A 16094-nucleotide genomic window follows, 5' to 3' on the forward strand; every position below is an offset into this window, starting at 1 on the left:
CGACGGGCAGCAAGGATGCCGGAACGCGCGGGCGCGAATGGTGCCGCAAGATGCTGAGCAAATACGAGGAGGAGCCACCGGCGCTCGAGGCCTCGATACGCGAGGCGCTGCGAGACTTCGTCGAGCGTCGCGAGCGAGAGATCACTACATAGCCGGAGGAAGTGTTGATTAGAGCGGGATTGGGGAAGTGTTTTGACACTTAATGGAACACTTTAGGCGGACCGTATGACCGGCCTGAACCGCACAGGAATACGCCATCAGGCAAGTCCCGCGCACGGCGTTCGCCATTCCGTTCGTGGGTGAACCCGGCGCCAACAACGCCACCACTGATGGGTTGGACGTTTTGGTTGGCTACACGACGCTCATCTCAGGCGATGGGCCAGGTGTTGTCGAAGAAGGTTTAGGGCCTGATTGAAGTGGCGATCGACGGCAAAGTCGACACGATCGACGGGCGGCGGCGCCTTCATTGCCCCCTCGGCCTGGCCCATGGCGTCAAGGCGCTGCCGACCGCCTCGTCGACAGTTTTACCGCGCACCGCGCCGATTTCGTGGTTTGACAGAGAGCGCCGACGATGGCGCAACGCACCGCACTTCCTAGTCGGGTAGCGATGGGCTAAACGCGCGGAACCATCCAAACGCAGGAAAACATGAAAAGATGATCGCAGGAGAAAAGCCCGCCCCCTTGTTCCTCGGGATAGACACCGGCGGCACATACACCGACGCCGTCCTGTGGTGCGAGATGCCGGCCGGCTCCGGCACGGTGGTGGCGAAGGCAAAGGCGTTGACCACGCGGAATGATCTGGCGGTCGGCATCTCGGGCGCAGTCGATGCGGTCCTCGACGAGGCAGCCACCAATCCGGCGGCCATCAAGCTTGTGTCGATGTCGACCACGCTTGCCACCAACGCTTTGGTCGAGGGTCAGGGCGGCCGCATCGCACTGGTGATGATCGGCTTCACAGAGGCCGATCTTGCCCGTGATGGGTTGAAATCTGCGCTCGGCAGCGACCCGGTCGTCTTCGTGCCGGGTGGCCACGACGTCCATGGCAAGGCGCAACCACTCAACCTCTCCACGCTCGAAGAGGCGCTGCCGGCGCTTGGCGCCTCCGTCTCGGGCTTTGCGGTCTGCGCCTATTTCGCAACCCGCAATCCGGCGCACGAGCTCCTCGCCTGCGACATGATCCGGGAAAAGACCGGGCTGCCGGTCACCGCCAGCCATGAACTTTCCTCCAAGCTTGGCGGCCCGCGGCGGGCGCTGACGACGCTGCTTAACGCCCGGCTGATCTCGATGATCGACAGTTTGGTGGCGGCGACCGAAGGCTTCCTTGTGGCGCGCGGCATTGCTGCGCCGCTGATGGTGGTGCGGGGCGACGGAGCGCTGGTTTCGGCGGCCTTTGCCCGCGCCCGGCCGATCGAGACCATTCTTTCAGGCCCGGCGGCAAGTCTCGTCGGCGCCCGCCACATGACGGGGCTCGAAAATGCCGTGGTGTCCGACATCGGCGGCACCACCACCGACGTCGCCGTTCTCGACCGGGGGCGCCCGCGTCTTGACCTGGAGGGTGCCACCGTCGGTGGCTACCGCACCATGGTCGAGGCTGTCGCTATGCGCACCTTCGGCCTCGGCGGCGATTCTGAAGTCGCGCTGGAAGAGGGCGCGCTCGAACCACGTATCTTGCTCGGCCCCCGCCGGCTGGTACCGCTGGCGCTGTCCGGCATGGTGCATGGCGAGGCGATTACTGCAGAACTCGAGAGGCAGCTGCGCGCTGCCAACACCAGCCGGCTCGACGGGCGCTTCGCTGTCCGCACCGGCGTGCCGGAGCGGCTGGCGGCCGGACTGACGCCGCCGGAGGCCAAGCTCTACGGGACGATCGGCACAATTCCGCTGCCGCTCGACAAGGTCCTGGTCTCCAACGCCCAGAACGCGACCCTGAACAGGCTTGTGGCGCGTGGCCTTGTGCATATTTCCGGATTCACGCCTTCGGATGCTGCCCATGTTCTGGGACGGCAAGCCAATTGGAATGCCGCTTCGGCACGGCTCGGTGCCCAGCTTTTTGCCAGAAAGCGCGATGGCTGCGGCCAGTTTATCGCGTCCTCGCCGGAAGCACTCGCCGAACGCACACTGGTCTCGCTGACCCGCTACTCCGCCGAGGTCATCCTGGAAACTGCCTTTGCCGAGGACGGGCTTGACGGCGCCGCAACTGTCGCGCATGCGCTCGTTCAGCGCGCAGTTGACGGCCGCAATGGCATTGCGCGCTTGACCGTAACGCTCGATCGGCCGGTGGTCGGTCTCGGAGCCTCCGCACGCCTGCACTATGCCGGGCTGCCGGACTTGGTTGGTAATGACTGCATCGTGCCTGATCACACCGACGTCGCCAATGCGCTTGGCGCCGTCGTCGGCCAGGTTCGCGTGACCGCAGCGGCGCTGGTGACCCAGCCGGTGGAGGGCGTGTTCCGGCTGTCGTCTGGCGACGACATGCGCGATTTCCGCGACGAGGGGGCAGCATTCGCCGCCGCTGAGACCAGCGTCCGCGCCATCGTCGCGGACCGCGCCAGTCGCGCCGGGACCGATACCGCCGAGATCGAGATCGCGCGCGACATCTCCGCCTCGATCATCGAAGGCCAGCGCCTGTTCATCGAGGCGCATGTCGTGGCAGTGGCGACCGGCCGCCCTCGCATTGCGGCGTGATCCACAGCAGCGCTTGGCGGCGTGCTGATTTCGGGTTTTGACGATGTCAGACAAATCGGGCCAATTCATTCTTAGTCCCAAATGCGCATTCAGTTCGGAAGATAGTTCGTCATCCCGACGACGACACGTCCCTGGAGATGATTTGATGAACGATCGCATCGAGATCGCTGGACTGCAGACTGCCCGGGAGTTGCATCATTTCGTGGCCGTCTAAGTCGCACCTGGACGGGATTCTTGCCGAACTTGGCCCAAAAAAAGCAGCGATCGACACGTGCCGCTCTGCAGTCAGTATCGACGACTGGTATCGCCAGGCGCAGCCTCGGACATGGACGACGGCTCTTTCCTGAGGGGGGATCAGCTACCTTTCCCGAAGGACCGGCAGTCCCGGCGCGCCGAGATCATTGGCCGTGGCGCTGCTTGGCCAGAACGTCAACCCTAGCATGGTGCCGGTCGTGACGGGGGGAATTGGTCTTGGCAGGCTGTTGTTCAGGCTTGCAGCGATTCTGGGATTGCCCGGCTGCGCTACAACACCAGCCATCCGCACGACATGGATGACGAACTGATCGCCGCGCATCGCGACCTGCCGGCCTTGATGCCCTACCTGCAGCTTCCGGTTCAGAGCGGCTCGAACCGCATCCTCAAAGCCATGAACCGTGGGATTGGCGGTCGTGAAGCTGACGAAGATGTCGGCCGTGGTCGTAGCCGGCGGTCAGCGCGATGGCGAGCGGCACGCGCTTTGCAAGCCGGTTCATCTGATGCGCCATGAAAGGCGCGCGATAGATCCAGCGCGAGATAGTTCACAACCGTATGACGGCGTCGGTCGCCACAACGGCGATGATCGATTTCTTTTCGGGCGCGCGTGGCTTCTCGATCAACGCCTCAAGCGGGCTGCCGACCAGCCGGGCGGCGAAGTCAGCCTGCTGGCGCATCAGCAGGTCCTGCAAGCCTATGCAGGCGCTCGTCCTTGACCGCTTCCGGCACATGACCTTCATTTCTGCGCCAGATGTCCCCGGCCGGCGCGAATATTTGAAGGAGAACGCCTGCGCATAGGCCGACGGCGCCGACAAGCTGCATGGTCGCTCGAAATCGGCATCGGTTTTCGCCGGGAAAGCCGACAATAAAGTCGCCGGGCATGCCGATATCAGCGCGCGCGCGGATGCGTTCGCGAGCTGGCACGGCGGTTTCTATTCCAGACCACCCACGACGTGGCTCTGATGACTGGATCGTGAGCGGGCTGGGCGCGAGGCGGGCCCTTCGGCGGCGGTGATCGACAGCCAGTCGGTCAAGTCTCCGCAAGCTGGAACAAGGGTTCCGACGCCGGAAAAAAGATCTTCGGACGCAAGCGCCCTATCGCCGTCTATACGGATGGGCGCCTGTTGATGGTCAACCTGACGCCGGCCGATATCTCCGACAGCGCCGGCGCTCAGGCGATCTTGGATGGTATCCGCAAGCGCTGGCCCTGGGTGAAGCATCTGTTCGCCGATGGCGCCTACGATCGGCTGAAGCTCATGGACAGGCCGCCTCTTCGGACTTCGTGGTGTAGAGATCATACGCAGAAACGCTCATCCCTGAATTTCAAAACAGAGAGGACTCTTAGGTCGCTATTCGCCGTACCGGCGCTCCAGCGCGTTGGCAATTCGCTCGCAAAGCAATTCTGAGGTCACGACTGTGAGGTGGAGACGAAGGCGAACTCCGTGCGTATCAACTAGGGTAGTGACAATACCGCGATCGGAGTACTCGGCGAGGTCGAGAACATCGTTGATGATGAAGTCTGGTGTTTCGCGGAGCCTCTTAGGGCGCTCATCCACCGGGTTCTCCTCCCAAATTGGTGGCTTTCCAGGTAGGCCGAGCCTAATTCGTTGGAATTCGGCGTAGCTCTCGGCAACGGCTTTAGCATCGAATAAATGCCGAGTTACTTTGCCATTTTCGGCGATCTGGACACTCCATTGGCCGTCGAGATTTTTCAATCGCACGTCATTCGGTTCTCCGGTAACCATCTCCATCCTCCATCTCAGCAATCAAAAATGAGGAATGACAGTGTAAGCCGCTGTACTGCTCTGCAGACAACAACATCCCCCGACGTGATATTCAAATCTAGATTTTCTGACAGCAGGTCGTCTCCACACGACGGCAATCCTTCGAATCAGTCAGAATGCTCGACGCTCTAGAATGAAGGGCGCCTTGGTCAAGGGCGCCCTTCGCATCGGCCGCAGGCTTTGATCCCGGAGGTACGGACCTAAGCGCTTGGAAGGAGCCGCCGACGAGCTCTTTGGGTAACCCGCTGAGCCAACACCGGCTGTACGAGCGAATATAGCGCACGCAAACGTATGCGACGAGCGCTACGGTTCAATGCTTCGATCCGTCAGAACGAGCGCTGGAAGCGGAGGATACCGCCGACGGCGTTGCTCTTGCCAGCGGGGATGCCGGTCCAGTTGTAACCGTTGCTGTCGTGGTCGTTGTGAGCCCAGTCAACTTCGGCCGTGATCGTGAGGCCCGGGACGATCTTGTAGGCGACGTTCGCCGCAAGGCCAAATTCTTTGGCCTCATCATACGACACCTGGAGGTTGAACGCAGTCTTTTCGTTGAGGGTGTAGGTGGCACCACCCCACACTGCCCAGTTGCCGCCCCATGGCTTGTAGAAGCCGCGGTCGCCGGCAGGGATGGCATAGGTCGGGTCGTTGAGATTGTCGTCGGTGCCGTAGCCGGCCATGATGAACAGCGCCAGCGCCTCGGTCGCATTCACGTCCAAGCGAACCTTGCCGGCCACCTCTTCGTAGTTGCTGTCATAAGCAACGACGCCGGTGATGGCGCCCCAACCCTGCGTGTACTTCACGCCGCCGACGACATGCGGAACGTAGCTGTCGATCGTGCCGACCGTGCCAGAACCTTCTTCGAGGGAGACCACGGCCGAGAAGCCGTTGCCGGCATCGAAGTAGTACTGGACGACGTTGGTGTCGAAATCGCCATAGGGAACCAGAGTATCGTTGAGGACGTTGCCGGCGTAGCCGATGAACGTGTCGAACGCCGATTCGTCCTTACCGACACGCAGCCCACCGAGCTGGATCCAGGCAAAGTTCAGCGTACTGCTGTTACTGCCGTCGGAGTAGTTGAATTTGGTTTCAGTGTAGGTCTTCAAGGTGCCGAGCTCTGTTTCCTGACCAGTCCAGGTCCTCAGCGAGAGGCGAGCCTTCTTGTGCCAGGTATCGTTGATGCTGCCGTCCTCATGGTCGACAGCACGGCGACCGTTGAACGAACCCTCCTGGCCAGCCGAAGCATCCCAGCGGACATAGCCACCGATGCGCAGACAGGTTTCGGTGCCGGGGATGTAGAAGTAGCCAGCGCCATAGACGTCGCAGATCTTGACGTATTCAGCTGGTTCGGGCTCGGCGACGGTGACGGCATCGGCCGCGCGTGCACCGGTGACCGCGGCCAAGGCGGCGGCGGAGCCGAGAAGAAGGCTCTTGATGTTCATTTTGATCTCCACTCAAAAGATTAAAAAAAGGGCTAGGGCGTCTTCTTTGCTGAAAGACAGCATCCCTCCCCATCCCCACGATCGAAAAAGATGCGCACCGCGCCGCTTCCTCGCAGTTGGACGCTATCCACGATATTGGATAATACAAGATATACCACGCGCGAGGCAGAGATATATGCAAGGACAGTTGCGATTATGTCACAAAATCGAATGGATATTGTACAACTCGCGCAAACTATACAAACAACACAAGCTGGACATTTCGCACGATATTGCAAAATACATTGCGCGGCGCGTAGTGGCGCGCGCGACCCTCAATGGGCTATTCACAGGCTCACAACGGGACCAACCGATTGCCGCGGTGCACGGATTGCAGTTGGTTTCGTCAGCTGGACTTCATGTCGAGGAAAAGTCTCGTGCAGCCAAGATGACTTCGGCAGCCAGATCTTGACGGAGCATCTCTATGGGAATTCGGCCATCAAGCTTAGGTGAAGGGGAGGTCAGCCAAAGCCATGCGGCTCTGGGATTGGAGATCAAGGAAAGCACTTGTCGTATCCCCGGCGCAGGCCTGCCGTCGATGAACTGAGCCAAGGGGAACACATGTTTGCGCGCGCCTTTCCGCAATGCGACCACGTCGTTGTGCCGTTGCCACCAATGCAATGTCGATCGTGGTATGTGGAAGTGTTCTTCCAGATATGTGGGCCCTGCAACCTGACCCGCCCAGTCTTCAATGCGCAGGCAATCGCTTTGCTGATCCCGCACTTTTACTGCGCACCCATGCGCACCCTCGGTTCGCACCATGAGCGGAGCCGCTTCCCGGGCGCTAACACCGAAACGTCGCGCTGCTTCGGCTCCGAGCCCATGAACAAATTTGGAGGCCAGGGCTGTCAAATCGTCATGAATCGCTTGTTGGCGAGCCGAAAGCAAATTGGCAGCAGCGATATTGCCCGTCTCGATGCGCGAGGAGATTGAACTGCGTTCCTTTATAAGCTCATCGTACTGGGCCAGAACGCGCTGGACCTCTTTTGCAACCAAGCTTGAAAGCTCGTCCTGGGGAGGTCTATTTCCAAAATCAAATGATTTTGTCATGTGTGGCTCCCCTGCCGCGTAAGAGTCCGCTTGATTCCCTGCGCGATCGAATTGTGATTTATGGGCTATGTTGTGGACACAAAAGATGCGAGGCCGGATGGCCCGAATCGAAGACGAAGCGAAATCCGACCGATCTCGCCAATGAGGAATGGAGCGGATTGCAAAGCCTTGATCCAGTCGCCGTGGCCAGTCTCTTGATGCGCAGAATCAGCCATTGAACCAATTCCCAAACGGACTCTTAGAACGGAAGTTTCGGCGCGCCGGCCCGCCATCGCACGGGCAGGTCCTGTCGAATGTCGGCTACTCATTGGATTTCGCCCTGGACCACGGCTTCGTCTGCGGCGGGCGGCTTTGCGTGCTCAACATCCTCGATAACGACTGTGCAGCCGAATTCTGCTACGGAGGCTGAAAACCATGACCAGAAACTGCCAAAGAAGCTGCGCGCGACCATGACCTCGAAGACAGGGCCTGCCGGGTCATCGGCGCGGCGCCAGAGGCTGACCCCAACATGGGCAATGCTGGTCGAGGCAGCTGCGCCAATCGGGAAGTCGGCGGGATGGAGATCGATCATTACTCCTTTGGCAAGCACGTCGTAAACGTGCACACCGGATAGGCTCAGTACGGCCCGACTGTCGCTCTGGTCCGAGACTGCTCCAAACTTTGCGAGATCGGCGAGTGTCTCTTGGAAACGTTCACGATTATCCGCGATAATGAGCCACTGTCCTGGGCCGTTCCAGACGGCTTGGAGGTCCCCTGCGCAAAGCGCCTCTGGGGTTAGCGGAAGCACGAAACCGAGGCGCTCGCGGATGGCGGTGCCTACGGCCACATGACCCTCTGTGGAAGCGATGAAGGTGGCGATGCCCGGTCCATTGCGGAGTCGGACGGTGACCCCCGTTTTTCCCGCCTTCCCGTATTGTCCGTCCGCGAGAACGCCCTGCCAGGCATGCCGCTTCGTCCAGGCTGACAAATTCTGGGTCTCAACCATGGAGGCGGACTCCTTCGGGGTCAACGAAGACCGGTGAACAGATCTCAACAAGGACATCGCCGTTACGGACAGGATCGTAGGCACGCACTCGCTCGCCAATGCGTGCCGGGCCGTTCTTGATCAAGCCAAGCCCCATCCAGTACTTCACATGAGGCGAGTAGGCGACCGAAGTCATGTGCCCTTCATCATTCTCCATAGTGGCGCCTTTTCCGACGCTGAGGAAATGAGCACCAGCACGCAAACGTTGCGTGGGATCGACGGGCTTGAAGCCGACAAAAGCTGGGCGATCCGGCGCAATCAGAGCCTGCCTCTGGGCCATGATGCGACCGATGTAGTCCTTCTTCGTCGACATCATCTTACCGAGACCGAGGTCGCGCGCGGTAGTTTGTCCGTTGAGTTCGTTGCCGGCGACGTGACCTTTCTCTATGCGCATCACCCCTAGCGCTTCCGTGCCATAGGGAGTGATGCCGAAGGCCTCGCCCGCCCGCATCAGTGCTCGCATCATCGCATCGCCGTAATCTGCCGGAACCGCGAGCTCATAGGCCAGCTCGCCCGAGAAGGAGATGCGGAAGAGCCGTGCCGGAATGCGTCCGCCGACCGTGATCTCCTGCGCCGCCAAATAGGGAAAGGCTTCGTTCGAAAGGTCGTGCTCAGCATCGACTACACCGCGCAGCGTGTCACGAGCTCTTGGCCCGGCAACCGCGACCTGCGCCCACTGCTCCGAGACGGAGACCATGCGGACGTCGAGATCCGGCCACAGCACCTGATGGCAGAACTCCAGATGCTGCATCACTCGGCCGGCATTGGCGGTTGTGGTCGTCATAAGGAAATGGTTCTCACCGAGGCGCGAAGTGGTGCCGTCGTCCATGACGAAGCCGTCCTCGCGCAGCATCAGTCCGTACCGAGCCTTGCCGACAGGCAACGCCTTCCAGCCGTTAATGTAGGCCCGCTCAAGGAACTCGGCGGCATCCGCGCCTTGAATGTCGATCTTGCCTAGCGTCGAGACATCGCAAATGCCGACGCTCGAGCGCACGGCCGTTACCTCCCGATTGACCGTCACCAGCCAGTCGGACTCCCCTGGCTTCGGATAGTACTGAGCCCGCAGCCACTGGCCAGATTGGACAAAGATAGAGCCCATGTCGCGCGACCACTCGTGGGTCGGAGCAAGTCGCACGGGCCTGAATTCCCTGCCGCGATGGTGCCCGGCGAGGGCGCCGATCGCCACCGGGGTGTAGGGCGGTCGGAAGGTCGTGGTGCCCGTCTGCGGGATCGTTTTGCCCGTCTGCTCGGCCATGATCGCGAGCCCGGACAAGTTAGAGGTCTTGCCCTGGTCGGTCGCCATGCCCAAGGTGGTGTAGCGCTTGAGATGCTCGACGGGCCGGAAGCCCTCGCGCGCGGCGATCTCGACATCCTTGTCGGTGACATCGTTCTGGTAATCAACGAAAGCCTTGCCCTTGGCCCCGGCAACGCGCCACAGGGGGGTGACGCCAGCTGCCTCCGGATCGGTTGACTGAAGGGGCTCCGCCCCTGAAGGCTTCAGACCGACGCTTTTGACTGCTTCGAATCCGAGTGCGGTACCGTCCTCTAATGCTTGGGTCAGCGTAAAACGCCCGGCAGCACTGCCAGCAACCGACATGCCTTCGGGTAAATTTCCTGGCACGAAGCATTGCAGCGCCTCGTCCCATTGCGGCTTGCCGTTCTGGTGCGACGTCAGATGCAGTGTTGGGTTCCAACCGTTCGAGACGGCGAGCAGATCGCAGGCGAGAGTAGTGGTCGCCCCTGACGCATCTCGAACCGTTACATCGCGAAGGTGCCGACCGCCGCCCGCACTCTCGATCACGCCGCCAACGAAAAAGCGGGCGCCAATCTTATCTGCGAGTGCTTTGCGATTGGGGCTGGGTTCCCATCGAGCATCAACGACAGCAGCGACGCGCCCCCCGGCGGCGGCGATGTCACGCACTGTCGTCCAGCCGTCGTCGCCAGCGGTGAATAGCACCGCTTCACGTCCAGGCAGAACGCCATACCGATTGACATAGGCGCGCACTGCTCCCGCTAACATGACACCCGGCAGATCGTTGCCGGGGAAGACGATCGGCCGCTCCAGTGCGCCAGCGGCGAGGATCGCGCGCTTAGTATAGATACGCCAGCTGCGCTGACGAGGTTGATGGGCGGGCGGCGCCGGCAGATGGTCCGCAACGCGCTCGACCGCCCCGTAGACGCCGTGGTCATAGAGGCCGAACACGCTGGTGCGTGGCATGATGCGCACTTCGGGCAGGCTTTTGAGCTCCGCAAGCGTTGCGGCGAGCCACTCCGACGCAGGCTTTCCGCCGATCTCGCGCTTCTCAGCCAGCAGGCGTCCGCCCAGCCGGAAATCCTCATCGCAGAGAACAACGCGGGCGCCGCTGCGGCCCGCCGTGAGCGCGGCTGACAGGCCCGCCGGCCCTCCACCGATCACCAGCACGTCGCAGAAGGCGAAGGCCTTCTCGTAGTGGTCGGGATCCTCGGCCCCGGCGGCGCGGCCGAGACCGGCGGCGCGGCGGATCACAGGCTCGTAAAGCTTCTCCCAGAAGACCGCAGGCCACATGAAGGTCTTGTAGTAGAAGCCGGCGACCAGCGTTGGCGAAAACAGCCGATTGATCGACATCAGGTCGAAGGCAAGGGAAGGCCAGCGGTTCTGGCTCATCGCCTCCAGCCCGTCGAAGAGCTCGACGACCGTTGCCCGGCTGTTCGGCTCTCGGCGCGCGCCCGGGCGCAGCTCCACCAGTGCGTTCGGCTCCTCGGGACCGGCAGACAGGATGCCTCGTGGACGGTGATATTTGAAGGAGCGGCCGACGAGGCGCACGCCATTGGCAAGTAGAGCCGAGGCCAGCGTGTCACCCGCATATCCCTGATAGGTCTTGCCATCGAAGCTGAAATTGACGCGGCGGCTGCGATCGATCAGACCGCCGGAAGCGAGACGGTACGATACTGCACTCATGCCGCCGCTCCCCGAGTAGACTTTGCCGTTCTGACGGACGAGATAGAGTGAGTAAGCGTATTGCGGGTTACAATGAGCCAAGCCCTGCAACCAGCGGCGTGATACCAAAGCTCATTGTGGTCGCCGCGCGGATTATCGCGAAGATAAACGTACTCAAACATCTGAGCGTCGGGCGCGGCCATCCCCTCCGGACGTTTTGGATCTGCGGCACCGAGATAATTGAATTCTTGAACGTCGCGTGCGCCGCAGTGTGGACAGGTGATGCGCATGAATCAGCCTTTCGGGGTAATGTTGTAGGATAAGGCCACGGCATCGGCGTTGGGCGTACGCCGCCATCTCTTCAGTGCAGGTTTGGCTGCGCGCCATTCCCTCTTTCGTCGATTAAGCGCCCCGTGGCGAAGCGATCTAGGCGATAGGCTGCCGCGACAGGATGAGGTTGTCCGGTGGCAATCAAGTGCGCAAAACAGAAGCCAGAAGCCGGTGTCGCCTTGAACCCCCCATAACACCAGCCCGAATTCAGATAGAGTCCCTCCACCGGCGTCAGATCCATGATCGGTGATCCGTCCATGGACATGTCCATGATGCCGCCCCAATGGCGCAACATGCGGAGGCGGCCGAGCCCGGGCCATACCGCCATGGCCGACTCCATTACATCCTCGACCACGGGCAAATTTCCGCGCTGGGCATAGGAATTATAACCGTCCATATTACCACCAAAGACAAGCCCACCTTTGTCCGACTGGCTGATGTAGAAATGTCCCGCGCCGAAGGTCATGACGCAGTCAATGAGAGGCTTGAGGCCCTCCGAGACGAAAGCCTGCAGAACATGGCTCTCGATAGGCAAACGCAGCCCAGCCATTGCTGCGACCCGAGAGGAATTGCCGGCGACAGCCATTGCTACTTTCTTTGCCCGGATAGCGCCTCGCGAGGTCTCGACGCCGACGGCGCGACCCCCCTGAACTGTAATGCCAGTGACCTCGCAGTTCTGGATTAGGTCGACACCGCGACCATCAGCAGCTCGGGCGAACCCCCAAACAACCGCATCGTGTCTGGCCGTACCGCCTCGCCGCTGGAGGAGCCCGCCTTGGATCGGAAAGCGGGCATTGTCGAATTCCAAGAAGGGCAACATCGACCTTACCTGAGACCGGTCGAGTAATTCTGCGTCCACGCCAGCGAGCCGCATCGCGTTACCGCGGCGAGCATAGGCATCACGCTGAACGTCTGTATGACATAGGTTCAGCACGCCTCGTTGGCTGACCATGGCGTTATAGTTGAGATCCTGCTCGAGCCCTTCCCAGAGCTTCATCGAGAACTCGAAGAACGGTGTGTTGCCCGGAAGCAGGTAGTTCGAGCGAATGATTGTGGTATTACGCCCGGCGTTGCCAGAGCCGAGATACCCTTTCTCGAGGACAGCGACGTTGGAGATGCCGTGCCGGCTGGCAAGATAATGAGCTGTTGCCAGGCCATGGCCGCCCCCGCCAATGATAATGACGTCATACTCGGCTTTTGGCGCGGGGTTGCGCCATACGGGCGTCCAGCCTTTGTGGCCTCTTAAACTTTGGGCGAGCAACGAAACGACGGAGTAGCGCATATTAGGGGGGGTCCGAATGCTAGGCAGTTACGGAGTAAAACTCTTCCGTCTTGTTCGCCGATTGCAGCGCGCCGGCAATCCTTAGAGCGACCTCGAATTGCCTGACAGCGACCAGCCAATTAGCGCCGGTATACGTTTTATCGAAGACCCACCTTGTCTCGCGGCTCTCTTGCCGGGGGAAACGAACTGAGCAAGTACGGTGAAATGCCTTGGCTTAGCACGCCACTCACGATAAAGTTGTGAGATCAGGCTGAACCCAATGCGGGCCTCGCGAGAACACCGCCCCTCGCGCTCTGCATACATTTCGGGGCAACCAAAGACCCAATGACGGTCCATGTAGGATTTCTTCTGATCCCCGGCTTCCCGTTGCTCTCGTTTGCGTCCGTTATCGAATCGTTACGGGCTGCCAATACGCTCTCCGGGAAGCAGCTATACAGGTGGAGCCTTATTTCCATCGATGGACTGACGGTTGAGGCCTCTAACAATCTAAGCTTTGCACCGGATGATAAGCTAGGTACGGACCAGAATTTTGACTATTTGTTCGTTTGTGCGGGTGGAAATCCGGCGCTATTCAAGCATGAACCCACTTTCAAGTGGCTGAAGTGGCTCTCACGGCAGAACACCAAAATTGGAGGATTGTCTGGTGGGGCATACATCCTTGCGCGAGCCGGAATACTCTCTGGTTATCGCATTACACTGCACTGGGAGCATGCACCTGCCTTTGTTGAAGATTATCCAAATCTGGACCTGCGAAGGTCTCTTTTCGAGATTGATCGCGATCGACTAACATCTGGCGGAGGCAGCGCCTCCCTCGACATGATGCATGCGCTCATCGCTCAACAAAACGGCCCCGAGTTGGCCATCGCAGTTAGCGATTGGTTGTTGCAGACCCAGATAAGGGAAGGCGAAGGTCCGCAGCGAATGGAACTGCGGGAGCGCCTCGGAGTAACAAGCGCACCTTTGTTGCGGGCGGTCGGTCGAATGGAACAGAGCACGGAAAGACCGCTCTCTCGCAAGGAACTGTCTAAGGTTGCTCAAGTTTCAATTCGTCACTTGGAGCGCCTATTTCAGCGGCACCTCGGCCACTCGCTCGGGGAACATTACATTCAAATAAGATTGCACAAGGCGCGCGAGCTGTTGCGACAGACCAATCTATCTGTCACTGAAGTCGCCATGGCGAGTGGGTTCGTTAGCTCCAGCCACTTCTCTCGCGTTTACAAAGAAAAATACGACCACACCCCAAGTGCCGAGCGTGTTCAAAGCCGTCGTTGATCAATTGCATCTGGACGCCACAAAAATCTTGGCCTTTTGGCGGCCTGAGCTCATTCACTGGGATGCGTAGCGGAAACGTGGCTCCTTCTCCTGCCTGGAAGCAGAGGCGCGCCGCGACAGGATCCCAGCGCGGCCCCTCCGGCGCTATCGTTATGGCGGGCAATCACTACCGGCGCTTCGTCTTCAAGTGCAGGGCTGATGCCAGCTTCGACTGGGCATATGCCAACCTGAAATGCCGGTAGTTCGAGGTGCCCATCTGATTTTGGTTTCTATTCGAGCGATAGTAGTTCTCCCTTTATATATCCACAGGCTTGCGGGTCGAACCCAAATGGCTGCGCCACCCGGAGTTTGATAGTTTGCCTCATGAGATCTGCTAGATGGAGAGATCTATTAGGAAGGGAGACTGCTGTTTAAAGCTTTGCCTCATAAGGTCCGCACATTGTTCCAAAGAACTCGCGTGCGCGGCTTCAACCCCCAATCCGTTGGCAAGTTTTACCCAGTTAAGATCGGGATTTGATAGGTCCAGCATGCCCATTGCGGTCGGCCCAGGAACTGCGCCAACGTTCTTATACTCGTCTATAAGAATGTTGTATTTTTTATTATTGAGAAGAATTGTTGTACAAGGCAAACGCTCGCGCGCCTGTGTCCAGAGGGCCTGTAGCGAGTACATCGCGGACCCGTCGGCCTGAAGGCTAATGACTCGTCTACGTCCCTTTGCGGCAACGGCTGCTCCGGTGGCAACCGGCAACCCGTCGCCGATCGCGCCGCCGCTCAAGTTTAACCAATCGTGGGCGGGAGCGGCATGGGTGAACTTATAGAGGTCACGGCCGAACGAGATGCTTTCGTTAGATACGATTGAGTCTTCTGGCATTAGGGCGGCCAAGGTAAGCGCCAAGCCTTCCTGCGTCGGCGCACCGCTTACCGCGTTCGGACGTGGACCGGGATCGGGGATCGCCACCTCCGGTGCCTGCAACTCGTCGACGAGTGCCTGTAGGGCCGCAACTGAGTCCTGGTCAGGGCGTGAGAGAACATGGATTTGTGCATTGGAGGCATACTGCGTCGAGGGTTTACCTGGATAGGCAAAGAAGCCAACCGGGGCCTTTGCGTTCACGAGGATAATTTGTTCAAAACGGCTTAATTCCTCGATTGCTGCGTCAGTTCCGTAGGAGACGCGCTCTAGTTGCAACCTTCCGCGGCCCCGCGCCATATGTGCATTTGTATAGCTCGCGAGCAAGGTCGCGCCTGTAGCACGAGCAACCCGCCACGCCAGCGCTTGGGACGGAGCAAATGTCGCTTGATCGGCTAAGAGGATGAGAACGTTCTTTTTGGAATGCAGGATGCGTGCCGCATTTTCCACGGCGTGAGGATCGATCGGCGGTGGGGCGGGGACTGCAAGCGGCCCCGCTATCGCCCCTCCGCGTTTCCATGACGCATCCGCTGGAAGGATTAATGTAGCGATCTGGCCTGACAGTGCGCTCGCGGCTTGAACGGCGGCAGCCGCATCTCGACCAACCTCCGTAACATCAGTGCTCGTTCGCACCCAATGAGAAACAGTACGCGCCATGCCTTCGGTGTCGGCCGTCAGCGGCGCGTCGAAGGGACGATGATAAGTAGCCTGGTCACCTACGATATTTACGATTCCGGCCCTGGCCCTGCGGGCGTTGTGCAAATTGCCCATGCCGTTGGCCAAGCCAGGACCGCAATGGAGCAAAGTGCACGCTGGCCTGCGCGCGATGCGATAATATCCATCCGCCATCCCGGTTACGATATTCTCTTGGAGGCCCAGAATGCAGTGCATCCCCGGAACCTTGTCCAGCGCGCCCACGAAATGCATTTCGCTGGTGCCTGGATTGGCGAAGCAAGTGTCGACTCTTGACCGCAGCAAGGTATGCACGAGGCTTTCCGCGCCGTTCATTTCGTTGGAAGTCGGAGTCGTTGTCATCGAGAATGCCCGTATTCTGACCGGAGAGGCGATGGTTGGCGACGCCCCGTCACTAGCCATGGAAAAGCAGGGAAGCGCTGACGA

Annotated in this window: 11 protein-coding genes and 3 pseudogenes; 5 read left to right on the forward strand and 9 right to left on the reverse strand. The window is 60.0% G+C overall.

The window, feature by feature from the left end; all coding sequences use genetic code 11:
• The 3 genes and pseudogenes from NKI88_RS29220 to NKI88_RS31880 all read left to right on the forward strand — a co-directional run.
• A partial coding sequence (locus NKI88_RS29220; protein ID WP_352658922.1) for a trimethylamine methyltransferase family protein occupies positions 1-152 on the forward strand: 152 nt, incomplete at its 5' end.
• A 502-nt stretch (positions 153-654) separates the two neighbouring features.
• The gene (locus NKI88_RS29225; protein ID WP_352658876.1) at positions 655-2682 is read left to right on the forward strand and encodes a hydantoinase/oxoprolinase N-terminal domain-containing protein; all 2028 of its coding nucleotides are present in this window, start codon (positions 655-657) and stop codon (positions 2680-2682) included.
• 407 nt (positions 2683-3089) lie between these two features.
• Positions 3090-3439, forward strand: a pseudogene (locus tag NKI88_RS31880) (tRNA (N6-isopentenyl adenosine(37)-C2)-methylthiotransferase MiaB); the annotation flags it as partial.
• A gap of 103 nt (positions 3440-3542) precedes the next feature.
• Here the strand turns inward: NKI88_RS31880 and NKI88_RS29235 are convergent.
• A pseudogene (locus tag NKI88_RS29235) lies at positions 3543-3846 on the reverse strand (tRNA (N6-isopentenyl adenosine(37)-C2)-methylthiotransferase MiaB); the annotation flags it as partial.
• Here NKI88_RS29235 and NKI88_RS29240 point away from each other — a divergent pair.
• Positions 3837-4199, forward strand: a pseudogene (locus NKI88_RS29240) (transposase); the annotation flags it as partial. The pseudogenes NKI88_RS29235 and NKI88_RS29240 overlap by 10 nt on opposite strands.
• 84 nt (positions 4200-4283) lie before the next feature.
• Here the strand turns inward: NKI88_RS29240 and NKI88_RS29245 are convergent.
• The 7 genes from NKI88_RS29245 to NKI88_RS29275 form a co-directional block, all read right to left on the reverse strand.
• Positions 4284-4679, reverse strand: a complete 396-nt coding sequence (locus tag NKI88_RS29245) for a hypothetical protein (RefSeq protein WP_352658878.1) — start codon at positions 4677-4679, stop codon at positions 4284-4286.
• A gap of 365 nt (positions 4680-5044) precedes the next feature.
• A complete protein-coding gene (locus tag NKI88_RS29250; RefSeq protein ID WP_352658880.1) occupies positions 5045-6154 on the reverse strand; it encodes a porin in 1110 nt (369 codons plus the stop codon).
• A 396-nt stretch (positions 6155-6550) separates the two neighbouring features.
• On the reverse strand, positions 6551-7243 hold the full coding sequence (locus NKI88_RS29255; protein WP_352658882.1) for an antitoxin Xre/MbcA/ParS-like domain-containing protein: 693 nt from the start codon (positions 7241-7243) through the stop codon (positions 6551-6553).
• Between the two features lie 304 nt (positions 7244-7547).
• Positions 7548-8228 carry a sarcosine oxidase subunit gamma gene (locus tag NKI88_RS29260; protein ID WP_352658883.1) on the reverse strand — a complete coding sequence of 227 codons (681 nt, stop codon included), beginning with the start codon at positions 8226-8228 and terminating at the stop codon, positions 7548-7550.
• Positions 8221-11205: a sarcosine oxidase subunit alpha family protein gene (locus NKI88_RS29265; protein WP_352658885.1), complete on the reverse strand. Its 2985-nt coding sequence runs from the start codon at positions 11203-11205 to the stop codon at positions 8221-8223. The genes NKI88_RS29260 and NKI88_RS29265 overlap by 8 nt, the downstream gene beginning before the upstream one ends.
• Positions 11202-11474 (reverse strand): sarcosine oxidase subunit delta, encoded by a 273-nt coding sequence (locus tag NKI88_RS29270; protein ID WP_352658887.1) that lies wholly within the window; start codon positions 11472-11474, stop codon positions 11202-11204. The genes NKI88_RS29265 and NKI88_RS29270 overlap by 4 nt, the downstream gene beginning before the upstream one ends.
• A gap of 71 nt (positions 11475-11545) precedes the next feature.
• The gene (locus NKI88_RS29275; protein WP_352658889.1) at positions 11546-12796 is read right to left on the reverse strand and encodes a sarcosine oxidase subunit beta family protein; all 1251 of its coding nucleotides are present in this window, start codon (positions 12794-12796) and stop codon (positions 11546-11548) included.
• 324 nt (positions 12797-13120) lie between these two features.
• Here NKI88_RS29275 and NKI88_RS29280 point away from each other — a divergent pair, with 324 nt between their 5' ends.
• The gene (locus NKI88_RS29280) at positions 13121-14068 is read left to right on the forward strand and encodes a GlxA family transcriptional regulator (protein ID WP_124999190.1); all 948 of its coding nucleotides are present in this window, start codon (positions 13121-13123) and stop codon (positions 14066-14068) included.
• A 373-nt stretch (positions 14069-14441) separates the two neighbouring features.
• Here the strand turns inward: NKI88_RS29280 and NKI88_RS29285 are convergent, their stop codons facing one another.
• Complete coding sequence (locus NKI88_RS29285) at positions 14442-16010, reverse strand: acetolactate synthase large subunit (protein WP_352658891.1); 1569 nt, start codon at positions 16008-16010, stop codon at positions 14442-14444.
• Between the last annotated feature and the right edge of the window lie 84 nt (positions 16011-16094).

The sequence above is a fragment of the Mesorhizobium sp. M0317 genome (assembly GCF_040321555.1).
Taxonomy (GTDB): Bacteria; Pseudomonadota; Alphaproteobacteria; order Rhizobiales; family Rhizobiaceae; genus Mesorhizobium.

What these genes read in the sequence shown, in the direction of transcription:
- NKI88_RS29225 (WP_352658876.1), top strand. Translation starts at nt 655, where the DNA reads ATGATCGCAGGAGAAAAGCCCGCCCCCTTGTTCCTCGGGATAGACACC.
- NKI88_RS29245 (WP_352658878.1), bottom strand. Translation starts at nt 4,679, where the DNA reads ATGGTTACCGGAGAACCGAATGACGTGCGATTGAAAAATCTCGACGGC.
- NKI88_RS29250 (WP_352658880.1), bottom strand. Translation starts at nt 6,154, where the DNA reads ATGAACATCAAGAGCCTTCTTCTCGGCTCCGCCGCCGCCTTGGCCGCG.
- NKI88_RS29255 (WP_352658882.1), bottom strand. Translation starts at nt 7,243, where the DNA reads ATGACAAAATCATTTGATTTTGGAAATAGACCTCCCCAGGACGAGCTT.
- NKI88_RS29260 (WP_352658883.1), bottom strand. Translation starts at nt 8,228, where the DNA reads ATGGTTGAGACCCAGAATTTGTCAGCCTGGACGAAGCGGCATGCCTGG.
- NKI88_RS29265 (WP_352658885.1), bottom strand. Translation starts at nt 11,205, where the DNA reads ATGAGTGCAGTATCGTACCGTCTCGCTTCCGGCGGTCTGATCGATCGC.
- NKI88_RS29270 (WP_352658887.1), bottom strand. Translation starts at nt 11,474, where the DNA reads ATGCGCATCACCTGTCCACACTGCGGCGCACGCGACGTTCAAGAATTC.
- NKI88_RS29275 (WP_352658889.1), bottom strand. Translation starts at nt 12,796, where the DNA reads ATGCGCTACTCCGTCGTTTCGTTGCTCGCCCAAAGTTTAAGAGGCCAC.
- NKI88_RS29280 (WP_124999190.1), top strand. Translation starts at nt 13,121, where the DNA reads ATGACGGTCCATGTAGGATTTCTTCTGATCCCCGGCTTCCCGTTGCTC.
- NKI88_RS29285 (WP_352658891.1), bottom strand. Translation starts at nt 16,010, where the DNA reads ATGACAACGACTCCGACTTCCAACGAAATGAACGGCGCGGAAAGCCTC.